The following is a 16,649-nucleotide window of genomic DNA, read 5'->3' on the forward strand; positions in this document are numbered from 1 at the left end:
ATGGGCGGGGCTTTGTCAAACCATACGGCGCGGCCGGATTGTATCAGGCGTAGCGGCGCAGGCGCAGCGAGAAATCTTGCAGCGCCTGGATGCCACTAGCCTCGGCACGATGGCACCAGGCCTGCAGCTGCTGCAGCAGCTGCTCGCGCGTCAGGTTGGAACGGCCCCAGATGGCGGCCAGTTCACGGCGCATTTCGACAAAGGTCTGCAGCGCCTTGTTCTGTTCGACGATGCTGGCCAGCTGTTCGCGCTGCGGCGCGGCCAGCTTGGTTTCCTCGCGGTGGAACCACTTGCTGGCCGGCTTGAAGCTGCGGTACTCGGCCACGCCGCCTTCCTTGAGCTTGTCCAGTTCCTGGCGGAACGCGCCCTTGACGGCCTTGGCGTAGCGCGCCATCACGTCATAGCGGTTGGCGATGATCGCTTCCAGCGTGTTGTGGTCAACCGGGCGGGCTTCCACCAGGCGCGCCTTGGGCGGGGTCTTCTTGACCTTGGCCAGGCCGACTGCCTGCATCGCGCGGATATAGCCCCAGCCCACATCGAACTCATACCACTTGATCGAGAACTTGGCCGAGGTCGGGTAGGTGTGGTGGTTGTTGTGCAGCTCTTCGCCGCCAATGATCAGGCCCCACGGCGACACGTTGGTCGAGGCGTCCTCGCAATCGTAGTTGCGATAGCCCCACCAGTGGCCCAGGCCATTGATGATGCCGGCGGCATGGATCGGGATCCACAGCATCTGCACGGCCCACACGGTCATGCCGATCACGCCGAACAGCGCCAGGTCGATGATCAGCATCAGGCCGACACCCTGCCAGCCGAAGCGCGAGTACACATTGCGCTCGACCCAGTCATTGGGGCAGCCATGGCCAAACTTGGCAATGGTTTCCTTGTTCTTGGATTCGGCCCGATACAGCTCCGCGCCCTCCAGCAGCACCTTGCGGATGCCGCGGGTCTGCGGGCTGTGCGGATCTTCTTCGGTTTCGCACTTGGCGTGGTGCTTGCGGTGGATGGCGGTCCACTCGCGCGTGACCATGCCCGTGGTCAGCCAGAGCCAGAAGCGGAAGAAATGCTGGGCGATCGGGTGCAGATCCAGCGACCGGTGCGCCATGCAGCGGTGCAGGAAGATGGTGACGCCGGCGATCGTGATATGCGTCATCACGAGCGTGTAGATGACGATCTCCCACCAGGTCCAGTTGGCAAGGCCGTTGGCGGCCCAGTCAAGAATAGTGTCGAACAAACTGTTCTCCGTCGGTTAAACAGGGACTTTCCCGTGCAGCCCGGCGGGGCCGGTGCACGCAATGCGCAGAAAAAAGGCTGCGAATCCAAGTGATTGCGATAGCTTTCTGGCGCCTGCCACGGGACCCGAAGTCATTCCGGGCTCCCAGGCACACGAGTCTCGCGCCGGCGCTGGGATGACCCTCGGCTGGCGGGACAAGGTACGAGCCGCTGCAATCTGGCGGCTGTCTGATGTGGGAGCGTGCGCTGCAACCTTAGCTGCAACCCGCGACAACCCGGCATTCTACCGGATCGCGGGACGCGCAAGCATACGCTATTTCCCGGATTTTGACGGGGTGCCACGGTTTTCGTTCCGTGGGTGGCGCATGCTGCGCCCGTCTGGCGGCCTATGCGGCACTCGGCGCATTCGCTGTCTCCGCTACGGTCTTAGATGGGGCCAGGTCGGTGCTGGGCAAGGATGCCTCGCCCAGCACGCGGAGTTCGCGCTGCGGATAGGGGATGGAAATCCCATGCTCGCGCAGCGTGCGCCAGATCGCGCGGTTCATCGCGGACTGCACGCCCAGCTTGCCGTTCTGCGGATCGGCCACGAAGACCGCAACCTCGTATTCGATGCCGCTATCGGCAAACAGCACCAGGAAAGTGGCGGGCTCCGGGTCGGGCAGCACGCGCGGCAGGTTGCGCACGCACGCGGTCAGCAGCGCGATCACCGTTTCCGGATCGGCGTTGTAGTCTGCCTGCACCCGGGTAGCCACGCGCACATTGGTGTTGGAGAACGAATGGTTCTGCACCGGCTGCGCCACCAGTTGCTCGTTCGGCACCAGGGTTTCGCCATCGCCGTTGCGCACCACCGTGTAGCGGGTGCGGATCTGCGACACGATGCCTGTGTACTTGTCCACCGTGATCTGGTCGCCCAGCTTGACCGAGCGATCCAGCAGGATGATGAAGCCGGAGATGTAGTTGCTGGCGATCTTCTGCAAACCCAGCCCCAGGCCCACGCCCAGCGCGCCACCGAACACCGACAGCACGGTCAGGTCGATCCCTACCAGCGACAGGCTCAGCAGCAGCGACACCAGCAGCAGCAAGGCCTTGGAGATGCGCGTCAGCACCACCTTCAGGTTGCCGTCGAGGTTGGTCGAGCGCATCAGCCGCTCTTCCAGCCAGGACCCGAACCACAGCGCCACCAGCACCGTCAGCAGGATCCAGACCACCGCCATCAGGGTGTCGGCCAGGTTGATCTTCTGCTTGCCGCCGATCGAGAAGCGCACGCCCTCCATCCACGCCACCACGTCCGCCAGCACACCCAGCACGTACAGCGCCATGCCGGCCCACACCAGCGTGGTCAGCACCTTCTCCACCAGCAGCAGCATGCCGTGCAGCTGGCCGCTGCCCGACATCACCCGGCGCAGCACATAGAAGGTGAAATTCAGGAAGGTGATGCCGAACAGCGGCACCAGCGCCAGGCGCAGCACGCTGATCGGGATCAGCGGCTCCAGCGCAAAGCGGGCGATCAGCACCAGCACCCAGCCGGCCAGCGGGAACATGGCGCGCTCGAGACTGGCGGCGGCAAAGCGCACCGAAAAGCTTGAGCTTTCGTAGCGCGCGTCCAGGCGCCGCACCACGAAGCGCGCCAGCGGCCACGCCACCAGCAGGCAGCCGGCCAGCACCAGCAGCTGCCAGAAGAAGCCCGGCCCGCCTGCGTCGCGGATCAGGTCGTCCAGCATCTTGCCGAACATGGAATGGGAGGCCTTCAGGTCCTTCAGGCCGCCCAGGTCGGACAGGGTCTCACCGTTCATGGAGGAAACTCAGGGTTGGCGCGGCCGCCCGCGCGATCGGCGGGCGGCCCGGCAGGCACCGGCGCTCAGCTGGTGCGCTCCAGCACCGCGGCAAAGAAGCCGTCGGTCTGGTGCAGGTGCGGATACAGGGCAAACATGCCGTGGTCCGGCAGCCCGGTCACTTCGATCTTCTGCTCGGCCAGCACTTCGGCGGCCGGCACCAGGCGGAAGTTGGGGTGCGCAGCCAGGAAGTCGCGCACGATCTGCTCGTTTTCGGCTTCAAGCACGCTGCATGTCGCGTAGACCACGCGGCCGCCGCCCTTCACCAGCCGCGCGGCCGAGTCCAGGATCGCGCTCTGCTTGGCAGTCAGTTCCAGCACCGACTCCGGCGATTGCCGCCACTTCAGGTCGGGGTTGCGGCGCAGCGTGCCCAGCCCGCTGCAGGGCGCGTCGACCAGCACGCGGTCGGCCTTGCCGGCCAGGCGCTTGATCTTGGCATCACGCTCGGAGTCGATCAGCACCGGATGGACGTTGGACAGCCCGCTGCGCGCCAGCCGCGGCTTCAGGTTGGCCAGGCGTTTTTCCGATACGTCGAAGGCGTAGAGCCGGCCGGTCGAGCGCATCGCCGCGCCCAGCGCAAGGGTCTTGCCGCCCGCGCCGGCGCAGAAGTCGACCACCATCTCGCCGCGCTTGGGTGCGACCAGGTTGCACAGCAGCTGGCTGCCCTCGTCCTGCACCTCGACCAGGCCGTTGACGAAGATCGGCAGCTGGTTCAGCGCCGGCTTGCCGGCCATGCGGATGCCGGCCGGCGCCATCGGCGTGGGCTCGGCGCCCAGGCCGGCGGCCTGCAGCTCGGCCAGCGCGGCCTCGCGGCTGGTCTTGGCCAGGTTGACGCGCAGGTCCAGCGGCGCCGGGCGCAGCAGCGCATCACCCAGGGCCGCGGCAAAGGCCTCGCCGTGGCCACGCACCAGTTCATCGTAGAGCCACTCGGGCAGGTTGGCGCGCACGCGCGGCGCCAGGCTGGAGCGCTCGATCGTGGTCAGGCGGTCCAGCCACTCGGCTTCTTCGGGATGCAGGAACGGCGTCAGCGCGTCGCGGCCCAGGGTCGCGGCCAGGCCCAGCAGCGCCAGCCGGCGCGAGGTCGCGCCCGTGCCGCTTTCGGCAAACTGCGCAAACTCGACGCGCCGGCGCAGCACCGCGTAGATGGCCTCGGCGATGATGCCGCGCTCGCGGTGGCCGAGCTTGCTGTTCTCGCGGAAGTAATAGCTCACCACGGCATCGGCCGGGCGCGCAAATAGCATGACCTTGCCGAGCAGGCGGTCGATATGCTGGATATGGGTGGCATGCAGGCCGCCGTGCGAGCGAACCGGGGCGCCGTCGGCATTGGGCGACTTGCGGATGGGGCTGCCCTTGCCCTTGCTGCGCACGGGGGCGCGTCCTTCGCTGCGCGGGGATCGGGTTCCTGCCTGGGTGCGACTCATGCCTTGACTCCTCCCGCCGGGGTAGTGGCGGAGATGGCCATCAGCAATTGCGATTCGGCCGGGTTGATAACGTTGACTACGCCGTCCTGCAGCTGCAGGCGGTCCTCGACGAACCATTGCACGGCGCGGGGATAGATCACGTGCTCACATTCGAGCAGGCGCGCGGCCAGGCTCTCGGGCGTGTCCGCGGGTTGCACATCAAGTGCAGCCTGGATCACGATCGGGCCATGGTCGAGTTCAGGGGTGACAAAGTGCACGGTGGCGCCATGCAGCTTGACGCCGGCGTCCAGCGCCTGCTTGTGGGTGTTCAGGCCCGGGAAGCATGGCAGCAGCGACGGATGGATATTCAGCAGCCGGCCCGCATAGCGGTCGACGAAGCCGGGCGTGAGTATACGCATGAAACCGGCAAGTACCACCAGATCGGGCGCGTGGGCGTCGATGGCCTCGGCCAAGGCCGCATCAAAAGCGGCACGGTCAGGGTGCTGGCGATGATCGACCACGCCGGTTTCGATGCCCTGCTGCTGCGCGAATTGCAGCCCGGCGGCGTCCGGCCGGTTCGACAGTACTGCCGCCACCCGGGCAGGCCAGCCGCCCCCCGCGCAGGCACGGACGATGGCTTCCATGTTGGAGCCTCGCCCGGAAATCAAGATGACAATTTTTTTCATCGCGCAATTCTACCAAGGCAAGGCGCTAAACTCCGGTAAAGCCAATGCATTACGTGCTTAATTCACGAGATTCGGACAGGGCGCGATGTCTCTAACATGTGACGGCGTGACCGTATACCCCCGATTGATGGATTGTGACGCTTCGCCCCCTCTGCTAGAGTGGGCGCTACGTCCACGCGCCAACCCTGTGCCTGACACAGTGCTCGCCAAGAGCTGGTGACAACAAGGACGAAACGGGAATTTGAACGGGAATTCGCATGTCGAACGCTGCACCGACGTTGTTGGTGGTCGATGATCATCCTATGGCTTTGTCAGGCACTACGGCTTTCCTCGCCGAAGTCATGCCGGATGTGGCAGTCCATGCCGCCGGCAGTGCCCGCGAAGCCCTGACAAGCCTGCAGCAGGGGCTGCGCCCCGATATCGTGCTGCTCGATATCTGGCTGAACGATGGCACGGGCTTTGACGCCATGCAGTCGTTCAAGACCGTCATTCCAGGCGCACGCTTCATCTTCATGTCCGCCGAGGCCACCCCCGAGATCGTCGGCCGCGCCCGCGCGCTGTCGGCCTGCGGCTTCGTCGGCAAGCACCTTGATGCCAATGCCTTCACCGCCGCGGTGCGCAAGGTGCTGGCAGGCGACACCTCCTTCCCCACCGACGAGGCCCTGAACGGCCGCGCGCAGTCGTTCGGGCCCGCCCACGGCATTCCGGTCACGCCGGCCGAGCTCGGCCTGACGCCGCGCCAGGGCTCGGTGCTGGCGCTGGTGCTGGAAGGCCTGCCGAACAAGGTGATCGCGCGCCGCCTGGGGCTGACCGAGAACACCGTCAAGGAACACGTGTCGGCCATCCTGCAGCGCCTGGGCGTGCGCACGCGCATGCAGGTGATGTCGCGCATGGAGCGGTTCCGCCTGCGCCAGTAACGCAGGCCGGCACCCTTCGCCGTCCTTCGCCCCCCGCCCTATGCCGGCCGCAGCCAGCGGCGCAGCAGCAGCCGCAGCGAAGCCGGGTCCACCGGCTTGGGCAGCACGAAATACCCCGCCTCTTCCGCCGCCGCCAGCGCGGCGGATTTCAGGTCGCCGGTCAGCAGCGCGCTGCGCGCCTGCGGCTGCGTGTTCTGCCAGCGCTCGAGCAAATCCAGTCCGTTCTCGCTGCCGGGCAGGCGCAGGTCGCAGAAGATGATGTCCGGGCGCAGGCCCTTGGCAAACAGCTTGTCGGCCTCGGCGCCGTGCGCGGCGCAGGCCACGCGGATGCCCCAGGCCTCCATCAGCGCGATCCAGGCCTTGCGGATCTGGCTGTCGTCGTCGACCACCAGCACCGTGCCCTGCAGGCGGTCGGGCTTGGCCTCTTCCGCCTGCGCCATCGCGCGCATCTCGCGCACGCTGGCGACGGTCTCGGCCGGCACCGTCGCCAGCGCGAACCAGAACACCGAACCCTTGCCCGGCACCGAGCGCACGCCATAGGTGCCGCGCATCAGGCGCACGCACTCCTTGAAGATGGCCAGCCCCAGGCCCAGGCCCTGCGACGGGTCGCGCTGCGGGTTATGGACCTGGTAGTACGGCGAAAAGATGTCGGGCAGGTGCTCGGGTGTCACGCCGGCGCCGGTATCCCAGACTTCCAGCCGCACATTCTTGCGGCGCTGGCGCGCGGTCACCAGCACGCCGCCGCGCTGGGTGTAGCGCAGCGCGTTCTGCACCAGGTTGAACAGGGCCCGGCGCAACAGCACCGGCTCGGCCATGGCGTACAGCTCGTCGGGAACGCGCGGGGTCAGGGTCAGGCCGCTTTCACGCGCATCGGCGGCAAACTGGCTCATCACGTCGCGGATCAGCGCGCCCAGCTCGCATGGCTCCAGCGTCGGCAGCACCTTGCGCCCTTCCAGCTTGGACAGGTCCAGCAGCGAACGGAACAAGAGGTCGATGGTCTGGGTGCCCGCCGCCACCTGCTCCACCAGCGGATGCAGCGCCGACGACTGGTTGCGCGCGCGCAGCGCCTCCACCAGCATCACCAGCGCATGCACCGGCTGGCGCAGGTCGTGGCTGGCGGCAGCCAGGAAGCGCGACTTCTCCTCGCTGGCATGCAGCGCGCGCTCTTTTTCATCCTGGAACTGCTTGGCCAGGCGGCGGCTGTCGCCCTCGAGCTGGATGGCGCGCACCAGCGTGACCTGCAGGTTGAAGGCATGGCGCGACAGCATCCCCCCATAGATCACCAGCAGCCCCTGCACATAGGCGCCATGGCCGGGAAAGGCGAATTCCGCCATCAGGATGTTGGGCACCAGGATCGGCACGCCGGCATAGACCAGGTTCGACGGCACCGGCGCCTGTGACACCGCGCCGCCAGCCAGCACCCCAAGGGTAAGCAGGTACAGCACGCTGGAGAACACCTCCGAGCCTGTATACAAATGCAGCAGCGCCGAGCTGCCCCAGGTCATGCCGGTCAGGAAGGCAACCGCGCGCATATTGTTCCACCACTTGCGCGTGTGCGCGGAACGGCTCATCGAGGCATGGTCGCGCTGGTAGCCGACGTAGAACCACAGGCCGCCAACCGTCAGCAGCAGCATCACCGCGCACCAGCCGAGCAAGGCCGAGTGGCTCACGTCGTTCCAGAATCCCAGTGTGGTCAGCGCGGGCAGCAGCACCGAGGCCACGATCGCCGTAGGCGAGTTCTTGTGCACGATGGCCATCAGCTTGGCGCGCGTCTCGACGTCGAGCTGGGCGGCCGCCTGAGGCAGGACTCGGGGCAGGAGCCGGGAAAAGAACCGGTTGGGCAGCGCTTTCAAGTGTGGCTGGCTTGGAATGGGCGGATATCGGGGCAGCAGGTGCCAGGGCCGAAGTGGAGCCAAAGTGGGCCATATCATGCCGCCTTTTGCGGCATTGCGCCATGCCGCGAGGGCCGGTTGCGGCACAAATACAGCAGCGCGGCACCGGCCGCGGGCGGCGGGAGCGGCAAGCGGACCCATTCGCCTTATAATGCTCGCTTTACCTAAATCGTTTCCCGCCGTCCCCGTGAAAGTCTTCCGCGGCCTGCCCAACGCCGAAAGCCGGGCGCCCTGCGCGCTCACCATCGGCAATTTCGACGGTGTGCATCGCGGCCACCAGTCGCTGCTCGCGCGTGCGCGCGCAGCGGCGGATGCACGCGGCCTGCCGCTGTGCGTGATGACCTTCGAGCCGCATCCGCGCGAGTTCTTCACCCCGGACAAGGCCCCCACCCGCATTGCGCTGCTGCGCGACAAGCTGGAAAGCCTGCGCCGCAACGGCGTGGACCGGGTGGTGGTGGAACACTTCAACGCCCACTTCGCCGCCCAGTCGCCGCAGGCGTTCGTCGAGAACGTGCTGTGGCACGGCTTGCACGCGCGCTGGGTGCTGGTCGGCGACGACTTCCGCTTCGGCGCCAAGCGCGCCGGCGACTATACCTACCTGCAGGAAGCCGGGCGCCGCTACGGTTTCGATGTCGAACAGATGGGCTCGGTGTCCGAAGGCGGCATCCGCATCTCCAGTTCGGCAGTCCGCCAGGCGCTGGCCGACGGCGACCTGGAGCATGCCCGGCGCCTGCTCGGCCACGGCTATGCCATCAGCGGCCACGTGATCCACGGCCGCAAGCTGGGCCGCGACCTGGGCTTCCCCACGCTGAACCTGCGCATCTCGCACAAGCGGCCGGCAGTCAGCGGCATCTTCGTGGTGCAGGTGCACGGCATCGCCGACCAACCCCTGCCGGGCGTGGCCAGCATCGGCGTGCGCCCCACCATCGAGGACGCCGGCCGGGTGCTGCTGGAGGTCCACCTGTTCGATTTCAAAGAGAACCTGTACGGCAAGCTGGTGCGGGTTGAATTCATGAAGAAGCTGCGCGACGAAGCGCGCTTCGACAACCTGGACGAGCTCACCGCCGCCATCGCCAAGGACAGCGCCGATGCGCGCGCCTTCTTCGGCCTGACCGCCCCGGGCGCGGCCGAAGGCAGCGGCGGGCGCGACTTCGCCACCTCCGCCACCGACCGAATTAGGTAGCGGCCGGCGCCTGCCCGCACGCCAGTGGCGCGGGCCCGGCACGCACGCCGCCTGCCCCAGTCTTTCCGCGCGCCCGCCGGCCTGCCGCCGCCTGCGCGCCAACCCGAATTGCCCTGAGAATCGAAATGTCTGACGACAAACGCGCCAAGCCCGAGAAAAGCAAGTATCCCGTCAACCTGCTCGACACGCCCTTCCCGATGCGTGGCGACCTGCCCAAGCGCGAGCCGCAGTGGGTCAAGCAGTGGCAGGACAAGCAGCTCTACAAGAAGATCCGCGCGGCGCGCAAGGGCGCGAAGAAGTTCGTGCTGCACGACGGCCCGCCGTATGCCAACGGCGACATCCATATCGGCCACGCCGTCAACAAGGTGCTCAAGGACATGATCATCAAGGCGCGCGGCCTGACCGGGCTGGACGCCGTCTACGTGCCGGGCTGGGACTGCCACGGCATGCCGATCGAGATCCAGATCGAGAAGAAATTCGGCAAGGGCCTGCCGGTGCAGGAGGTCCAGGCCAAGGCTCGCGCCTACGCCACCGAGCAGATCAAGCGCCAGATGGCGGATTTCGAACGCCTGGGCGTGCTGGGCGACTGGGACCACCCCTACCTGACCATGAACTACAGCAACGAGGCGGATGAACTGCGCGCACTCGGCAAGATCATGGAGAAGGGCTATGTGTTCCGCGGCCTGAAGCCAGTGAACTGGTGCTTCGACTGTGGCTCGGCGCTGGCCGAGGCCGAGGTCGAATACAAGGACAAGGTCGACCTGTCGATCGACGTGGGCTTCCCGTTCGCGCAAGCCGACAAGCTGGCGCACGCCTTCAAGGTGCCCTTCGAGCAGCTCGACGGCAAGCCTGGCTGGATCGTGATCTGGACCACCACGCCGTGGACCATCCCGAGCAACCAGGCGCTGAACGTGCACCCGGAAGTGGAATACGCGCTGGTCGAGACCCCGCGCGGCTACCTGATCCTGGCCACCGAGCGCGTCGAGGAGCAACTGAAGGTCTACGGCCTGGAAGGCAAGGTCGTGGCCACCGCCACTGGCGCGGCACTGTCGGAAATCCGCTTCCACCACCCGCTGGCGAAGATGGACGCGGGCTATGACCGCCTGTCGCCGGTCTACCTGGGCGACTACGTCACCACCGACACCGGCTCGGGCATCGTGCACTCGGCGCCGGCCTACGGCGTGGAAGACTTCCAGTCGTGCAAGGCGCACGGCATGGCCGATTCGGACATCATCAGCCCGGTGATGGGCAACGGCGTCTATGCCGGCACGCTGCCGCTCTTTGGCGGGCTGTCGATCTGGGACGCCAACCCGAAGATCGTCGAGGTGCTGCAGGCCTCGGGCAACCTGTTCAATTCGCACAAGTACACCCACAGCTACATGCACTGCTGGCGCCACAAGACGCCGATCATCTACCGCGCCACCTCGCAGTGGTTCGCGGGCATGGACGTGGACCCGGCCGACGAGAACGGCAAGACCGGCCCCACCCTGCGCGAGACCGCGCTGGCCGGCATCGACGCCACCGAGTTCTACCCGGCCTGGGGCAAGCAGCGCCTGCACAACATGATCGCCAACCGGCCGGACTGGACGCTGTCGCGCCAGCGCCAGTGGGGCGTGCCGATGGCCTTCTTCCTGCACAAGGAAACCGGCGCGCTGCACCCGCGCACGCCGCAGCTGCTGGAAGAAGTGGCAAAGCGCGTCGAACAGCACGGCATCGAGGCCTGGCAGACGCTGGATCCGAAGGAACTGCTCGGCGACGAGGCCAGCCAGTACGAAAAGAATCGCGACACGCTGGACGTCTGGTTCGACTCCGGAACCACGCACTGGACCGTGGTCCGCAGCTCGCACCGCGACGACCTGTACGATCCGTCTGCCGATGAACCCGATGGCCGCCTCGCCGACCTGTACCTGGAAGGCTCGGACCAGCACCGCGGCTGGTTCCACTCGTCGCTGCTGACCGCGTCGATGCTGTACGGCAAGCCGCCCTACAAGGCGCTGCTGACGCACGGCTTCACCGTCGACGGCGAGGGCCGCAAGATGTCCAAGTCGGTCGGCAACACCGTGGCGCCTCAGGACATCACCAACAAGATGGGCGCCGAGATCATCCGCCTGTGGGTGGCCTCGACCGACTACTCCGGCGAGCTGTCGATCTCGGACGAGATCCTCAAGCGCGTGGTGGAAAGCTACCGCCGCATCCGCAATACGCTGCGCTTCCTGCTGTCCAACCTGTCCGACTACGACCACGCCAAGCATGCGCTGCCGGCGTCGGAATGGCTGGAGATCGACCGTTACGCCGTGGCGCTGACCGCGCAACTGCAGCAGGAAGTGCTGTCGCACTACGAGTCGTATGAATTCCACCCGGTGGTGTCCAAGCTGCAGACGTTCTGCTCCGAGGACCTGGGCGGCTTCTACCTCGACGTGCTGAAGGACCGCCTGTACACCACCGCGCCGGACTCCAAGGCCCGCCGCGCAGCGCAGAACGCGCTGTACCACATCACCCAGGCGATGCTGCACTGGATGGCACCGTTCCTGTCTTTCACCGCCGAGGAAGCGTGGCAGATCTTCGCCCACGGCACCGAGCACACCGACACCATCTTCACCAGCACCTACTACACGGTGCCGGAAGTCGACGACGGCGCCGACGACCTGCTGCAGAAGTGGCACACGCTGCGCGAAGTGCGCGCCGAGGTCACCAAGCAGCTGGAAGCGGTGCGCGTGGAAGGCGAGATCGGCTCGTCGCTGCAGGCCGAGCTGACCATCCAGGCCGGCGGCCCGGTGCTGGACGCGCTGCAGAGCCTGGGCGATGACCTGCGCTTCGTGCTGCTGACTTCGTCGGCCAAGGTAACGCACGCGCCCGAGGCCGGCGACCTGCTGGTCACGGTGACCCCGTCGGCGCACGCCAAGTGCGAGCGCTGCTGGCACTACCGCGCCGATGTCGGCCACAACCCGGACCACCCCACCCTCTGCGGGCGCTGCGACAGCAACCTGTTCGGCGCCGGTGAACACAGGAGCCATGCCTGATGGCATCGACCACGTCCCGTTCCGCCCGCCCGGCCCGCCGCAACAACAAGGCCGCCGGCAGCACCACCCCGCTGCTGTGGATGGCCTTCGCGCTGCTGGTGGTAGTGCTCGACCAGTTCTTCAAGATCGTCATCGTGCGCACCTTCACCTACGGTGAATCGCGCCCGGTGACCGGTTTCTTCAACCTGGTGCTGGTCTACAACAAGGGCGCGGCGTTCAGCTTCCTGGCCGATGCCGGCGGCTGGCAGCGCTGGTTCTTCACCGGTCTTGGCCTCGTGGTGGGTGCGTTCATCGTCTGGCTGCTGTACCGCCATACCGGCCAGCGCATGTTCTGCTTCGCGGTGTCGCTGATCCTGGGCGGCGCGGTCGGCAACGTGATCGACCGCGTGGTCTACGGGCACGTGATCGATTTCCTGGACTTCTATGTGCGCAACTACCACTGGCCGGCCTTCAATGTGGCCGACTGCGCGATCACGGTCGGCGCGGTGCTGCTGATCGTGGACGAGTTGCGGCGGGTGCGGCGGCACTGAGCGCCCTGATTGTGTTCCCCTCTCCCCTCATGGGGAGAGGGTAGGGTGAGGGGTGGTTCAGCAAGGCACCACGCCCATCGAAGCCCCCGCCCTCACCCCCGGCCCCTCTCCCGCCGTGCGGGAGAGGGGAGCCAACCCTCAGCCGGCTTCCCCGGTATCATTTCCCTTTCTCCCCAGCCAGGTTCCCCACCATGGATTTGCGCGGCAAGCACATCGTTCTCGGCCTGACCGGCGGCATCGCCTGCTACAAGTCGGCCGAACTGGTCCGCCTGCTGACCAAGGCCGGCGCCACCGTGCAAGTGGCCATGACCGAGGCGGCGACGCATTTCATCACGCCGGTGACGATGCAGGCCCTGTCCGGCCGGCCGGTCTTCCTGTCGCAGTGGGATGCCCGCATCGACAACAACATGGCGCACATCGACCTGTCGCGCGAGGCCGATGCCATCGTCATCGCCCCGGCCTCGACCGATTTCATGGCGCGCCTGGCCAACGGGCTGTGCGACGACCTGCTCAGCACCCTGTGCATCGCGCGCGACTGCCCGCTGCTGGTGGCACCGGCGATGAACCGCCAGATGTGGGCCGTCCCCGCCACCCAGCGCAACGCCGCGCAGCTGCGCGCCGACGGCGTGATGATCCTGGGGCCCGGCAGCGGCGACCAGGCCTGCGGCGAGGTCGGCGACGGCCGCATGCTGGAGCCCGAAGAGCTGCTCGACGACATCATCGCCTTCTTCCAGCCCAAGCCACTGCAAGGCAAGCGCGTGCTGATCACCGCCGGCCCGACCTTCGAGGCGATCGACCCGGTGCGCGGCATCACCAACCTGTCGTCCGGCAAGATGGGCTTCTCGATCGCGCGCGCGGCGCGCGAGGCCGGCGCCGAGGTGCTGCTGGTGGCCGGCCCCACCGGCCTGCCCACCCCGCGCGGCGTGGTGCGCACCGACGTGCGCAGCGCGCAGCAGATGCATGACGCGGTGATCGCGCAGCTGCACGGCGTGGATGTCTTTGTCGCCGTGGCCGCGGTGGCGGACTGGCGCCCGGCTGAAGTCGCGCAGCAGAAGCTGAAGAAGGCCAACGATACCGACACCCCCACGCTGCAGTTCGTGCAGAACCCCGACATCCTGGCCTCGGTCGCGGCGCGGGCCGACGCACCCTACTGCGTCGGCTTTGCCGCCGAGAGCGAGAACCTGGAGCAGTACGGCGAGCAGAAGCGCCAGCGCAAGGGCGTGCCGCTGCTGGTCGGCAATATCGGCCACCATACCTTCGGCCTGGACGACAACGAGATCGTGCTGTTCGACGCCGCCGGCATGACGCGGCTGCCGCGTGCCGACAAGCTGTCGCTGGCGCGGCAGCTGGTGGCGGCGATCGGCCAGCGCCTGCCCGGGCGCGCACGGCCCTGATGGCGGACGCGCGTCCGGTATCATGCGCGGCTGCCACCTATTCCGTTGAACCGATTTCCCCCAGGATTCCCATGACCCAGCCACTGAACCCGACCGTCGAAATCAAGGTGCTTGATGCGCGCCTGAATGAATGGGGCCTGCCCGCCTACCAGAGCGAAATGGCCGCAGCCATCGACCTGCATGCCTGCGTCGACGCCCCGGTATCGATCGCGCCGGGCACGCCCGCGCAACTGGTGCCAGCCGGCATCGCCGTGCACATGGGCAACCCGTACATGGCCGCGACCATCGTGCCGCGCTCTGGCCTGGGCCACAAGAAGGGCCTGGTGCTGGGCAATTCGATCGGTGTGATCGATGCCGACTACCAGGGCCAGATCATGGTCAGCGTGTGGAACCGCAACGCTCCCGGCACCGAGCCGATCGTGATCCAGCCGGGCGAGCGCATCGCGCAGATGATGTTCGTGCCGGTGCTGCGGCCGGTGTTTTCGACGGTGGCAGAATTCAGCGAAGACAGCGAGCGCGGCGCGGGCGGTTTTGGCTCGACCGGCGTGCATCACGCCAAGGCCAGCGCCTGACGCAGCCTCCGGCCGCACAAGACACTGGCGCCCCGCGGGCCGCCAGTTTGCTTTTCAGCCCTGCTGCTCGAACAGCAGCGCCACGCCGCTGGCGGCATCCGCCAGCACCAGGGTCTCGCGCGGGCCCAGGTCGTGGGTCGGCACACCCTGTTCGCGCCAGCCGGCACGCGCGGCCGCCAGGTCATTGGTGCGCAGGCGGATCGCCGCGTAGCCCGGCCCCTCGCGCCGGATATGCGCGGTGCCGGTGGCCGAAGCCAGCGCCTGCGGCGTGCTGACCACCAGCGTGGCATCATCCAGCGCCAGGCTGCAGACATGTTCGCTCAGCTGCGTCAGCTCGCCGCCGGTCAGCTCCGCGTAGGCGCGCGCGGCGGCGTCCACCAGCGCGGGTGCCACCACCAGGAACATGGTGGCGATGCTCTGCGCGCCGTTGGCATGGCGGGTCCATTCGGGCCGCCACAGCAGTTCGGGCGTACGGTGCTCGCAGACGAAGTAGCGCGCGCCCGGCGCATCGTCGAGCGCGGTCACGCGAAAGGTGGCCGGGTGCTCGCTGCCGTCATCCAGCCGCACCGGACGCGAGAACTCGATCGGGTCCGAGGTGTGCCAGCCCGCCGCACGCAACCGTGCCGCGGTGGCAAAGGCGTCGGCGCTCTTGCACGACATCGCCGCGCAGCCGCCGCCGTGCGCCTGCGCATCCCAGTAGTACTGGCGGCTGGGGCTGGGCGCGGTCACGTGCAGCAGCTCAAGGTAGTCCCGCCGCAGCATGATGCAGTGGTTCTGCGAGCCGAGCGTGTGGTAGCCGCGCGGCGTCAGCGTAAAGCCGAGCCGGCGCCACGCCTGGGCCCCGGCATCGAGGTCTGGGCACACCACCACGGCGTGGTCGAACATTTCCGCTTGCGTTGCCATCGGCATCCTCTCGGTTTCACGGCGCACCGGCGCCGGACATCGTCATTCGAACTGGATATTGGCCTTGTGCGCCACGGCCTGCCATTTGTCATGCTCGCGGCGCACCAGGTTGCCGAGGTCGGCCGGGCTGCCACCCACGATCTCGAAGCCCTGCGCGGCCAGCGCATCGACCACGCGCGGCTGGCGCAGCGATTCGACCAGCGCGTCGTGGATGCGCGTGACCGTGGATGCCGGCAGGCCGGCCGGGCCGAATACGCCGATCCAGGAGTAGGCCTCGAAGCCCTTGAGCCCCTGCTCGGCCACCGTCGGCACCTGCGGCAGCTGGCGCAGCCGGCTGGTGCCGGTCACGCCCAGCACCTTGATGGTGCGTGCGGCCACGTGCGCCTGCACCGCGGCATAGCTGCTGAAGAAAATATCGACCTCGTTGGACAGCACCGCCTGCACGGCCGGGCCGCCGCCCTTGTAGGGCACATGCAGCATGTGCACGCCGGCTTCGGTCGCCAGCGCCTCGGCCGCCAGCTGGTTCAGGCTGCCAATGCCGGACGAGGCATAGCGCACGCCGTCGGGCCTGGCCTTGGCCAGCGCCACCAGCTCGCGCACATTGGCCACCGGCAGCGCGGGATTGGCCGCAATCACCAGCGGAAAGCGCACCAGCTGCGAGATTGGCGAGAAATCGCGGAAGGTGTCGTAGGGCAGCTGCTTGTAGGCAAAAGGGTTGATGGCGTGGGTATCGAAGGCCATCAACAGGGTGGTGCCGTCCGGCTTCGCGCGCGCCACGGTGCTCGATGCGATCAGGCCACCGGCACCCGGCTTGTTATCGACCACCACGGTCTGCCCCAGCGCCGCCTTCAGCCCGGGCTGCAGCTGCCGGGCCACGATGTCGACGCTCCCGCCAGGCGGGAACGGCAGCACCAGCGCGATCGGACGGTTGCCCGCCGGCGGTTCGGCGCCGGTGGCGGCAGCGGCGTGGAGCATCGGGACGGGCATGGCGCCCAGCGGCAGGATCTTGAGCAGCAGGCGGCGGCGCCGCGTGCGTTCGGCAGAGGACATCAGGGTTTTCAGGCTGGATTCCTGGCCGGTTGCACGG

General features: G+C 67.4%; 13 protein-coding genes. 6 read left to right on the forward strand and 7 right to left on the reverse strand.

Annotated elements, in window-relative coordinates; genetic code table 11:
* Nucleotides 1-43: 43 nt before the first annotated feature.
* The 4 genes from RS901_RS02520 to purN all read right to left on the reverse strand — a co-directional run bounded on the left by RS901_RS02520 (nucleotide 44) and on the right by purN (nucleotide 5,151).
* Nucleotides 44-1,234: a DesA family fatty acid desaturase gene (locus tag RS901_RS02520; protein ID WP_013957873.1), complete on the reverse strand. Its 1,191-nt coding sequence runs from the start codon at nucleotides 1,232-1,234 to the stop codon at nucleotides 44-46.
* Nucleotides 1,235-1,619: 385 nt separating this feature from the next.
* Nucleotides 1,620-3,026 carry a mechanosensitive ion channel family protein gene (locus tag RS901_RS02525; RefSeq protein WP_316151360.1) on the reverse strand — a complete coding sequence of 469 codons (1,407 nt, stop codon included), beginning with the start codon at nucleotides 3,024-3,026 and terminating at the stop codon, nucleotides 1,620-1,622.
* A 65-nt stretch (nucleotides 3,027-3,091) separates the two neighbouring features.
* Complete coding sequence (locus RS901_RS02530) at nucleotides 3,092-4,486, reverse strand: RsmB/NOP family class I SAM-dependent RNA methyltransferase (RefSeq protein ID WP_316151361.1); 1,395 nt, start codon at nucleotides 4,484-4,486, stop codon at nucleotides 3,092-3,094.
* The gene (purN, locus tag RS901_RS02535; RefSeq protein ID WP_316151362.1) at nucleotides 4,483-5,151 is read right to left on the reverse strand and encodes a phosphoribosylglycinamide formyltransferase; all 669 of its coding nucleotides are present in this window, start codon (nucleotides 5,149-5,151) and stop codon (nucleotides 4,483-4,485) included. The genes RS901_RS02530 and purN overlap by 4 nt, the downstream gene beginning before the upstream one ends.
* Nucleotides 5,152-5,408: 257 nt before the next feature.
* Between purN and RS901_RS02540 the strand changes: the two genes are divergently transcribed.
* Nucleotides 5,409-6,068, forward strand: a complete 660-nt coding sequence (locus RS901_RS02540; protein ID WP_011615962.1) for a response regulator — start codon at nucleotides 5,409-5,411, stop codon at nucleotides 6,066-6,068.
* Between the two features lie 38 nt (nucleotides 6,069-6,106).
* Here RS901_RS02540 and RS901_RS02545 read toward each other — a convergent pair whose 3' ends face one another.
* Nucleotides 6,107-7,921, reverse strand: coding sequence for a hybrid sensor histidine kinase/response regulator (locus tag RS901_RS02545; RefSeq protein WP_316151364.1), 1,815 nt, complete (start codon nucleotides 7,919-7,921; stop codon nucleotides 6,107-6,109).
* Between the two features lie 226 nt (nucleotides 7,922-8,147).
* Here RS901_RS02545 and RS901_RS02550 point away from each other — a divergent pair, with 226 nt between their 5' ends.
* The 5 genes from RS901_RS02550 to dut all read left to right on the forward strand — a co-directional run bounded on the left by RS901_RS02550 (nucleotide 8,148) and on the right by dut (nucleotide 14,659).
* Nucleotides 8,148-9,143 (forward strand): bifunctional riboflavin kinase/FAD synthetase, encoded by a 996-nt coding sequence (locus RS901_RS02550; protein WP_114133712.1) that lies wholly within the window; start codon nucleotides 8,148-8,150, stop codon nucleotides 9,141-9,143.
* Between the two features lie 125 nt (nucleotides 9,144-9,268).
* Nucleotides 9,269-12,163: an isoleucine--tRNA ligase gene (ileS, locus tag RS901_RS02555; RefSeq protein WP_316151366.1), complete on the forward strand. Its 2,895-nt coding sequence runs from the start codon at nucleotides 9,269-9,271 to the stop codon at nucleotides 12,161-12,163.
* Complete coding sequence (gene lspA, locus RS901_RS02560) at nucleotides 12,163-12,693, forward strand: signal peptidase II (RefSeq protein ID WP_316151368.1); 531 nt, start codon at nucleotides 12,163-12,165, stop codon at nucleotides 12,691-12,693. Before ileS ends, lspA begins: the two co-directional genes overlap by 1 nt.
* Before the next feature lie 191 nt (nucleotides 12,694-12,884).
* Nucleotides 12,885-14,087, forward strand: coding sequence for a bifunctional phosphopantothenoylcysteine decarboxylase/phosphopantothenate--cysteine ligase CoaBC (gene coaBC, locus RS901_RS02565; protein WP_316151369.1), 1,203 nt, complete (start codon nucleotides 12,885-12,887; stop codon nucleotides 14,085-14,087).
* Nucleotides 14,088-14,158: 71 nt separating this feature from the next.
* The gene (gene dut / locus RS901_RS02570; RefSeq protein WP_011615967.1) at nucleotides 14,159-14,659 is read left to right on the forward strand and encodes a dUTP diphosphatase; all 501 of its coding nucleotides are present in this window, start codon (nucleotides 14,159-14,161) and stop codon (nucleotides 14,657-14,659) included.
* A gap of 54 nt (nucleotides 14,660-14,713) precedes the next feature.
* Here dut and RS901_RS02575 read toward each other — a convergent pair whose 3' ends face one another.
* Both RS901_RS02575 and RS901_RS02580 read right to left on the reverse strand, forming a co-directional pair.
* On the reverse strand, nucleotides 14,714-15,562 hold the full coding sequence (locus RS901_RS02575; protein WP_316151372.1) for a VOC family protein: 849 nt from the start codon (nucleotides 15,560-15,562) through the stop codon (nucleotides 14,714-14,716).
* A gap of 42 nt (nucleotides 15,563-15,604) precedes the next feature.
* Nucleotides 15,605-16,612, reverse strand: coding sequence for a tripartite tricarboxylate transporter substrate binding protein (locus tag RS901_RS02580; RefSeq protein ID WP_316151374.1), 1,008 nt, complete (start codon nucleotides 16,610-16,612; stop codon nucleotides 15,605-15,607).
* Nucleotides 16,613-16,649 lie beyond the last annotated feature (37 nt).

Source organism: Cupriavidus sp. BIC8F, from assembly GCF_032465815.1.
Lineage (GTDB): Bacteria > Pseudomonadota > Gammaproteobacteria > Burkholderiales > Burkholderiaceae > Cupriavidus > Cupriavidus necator.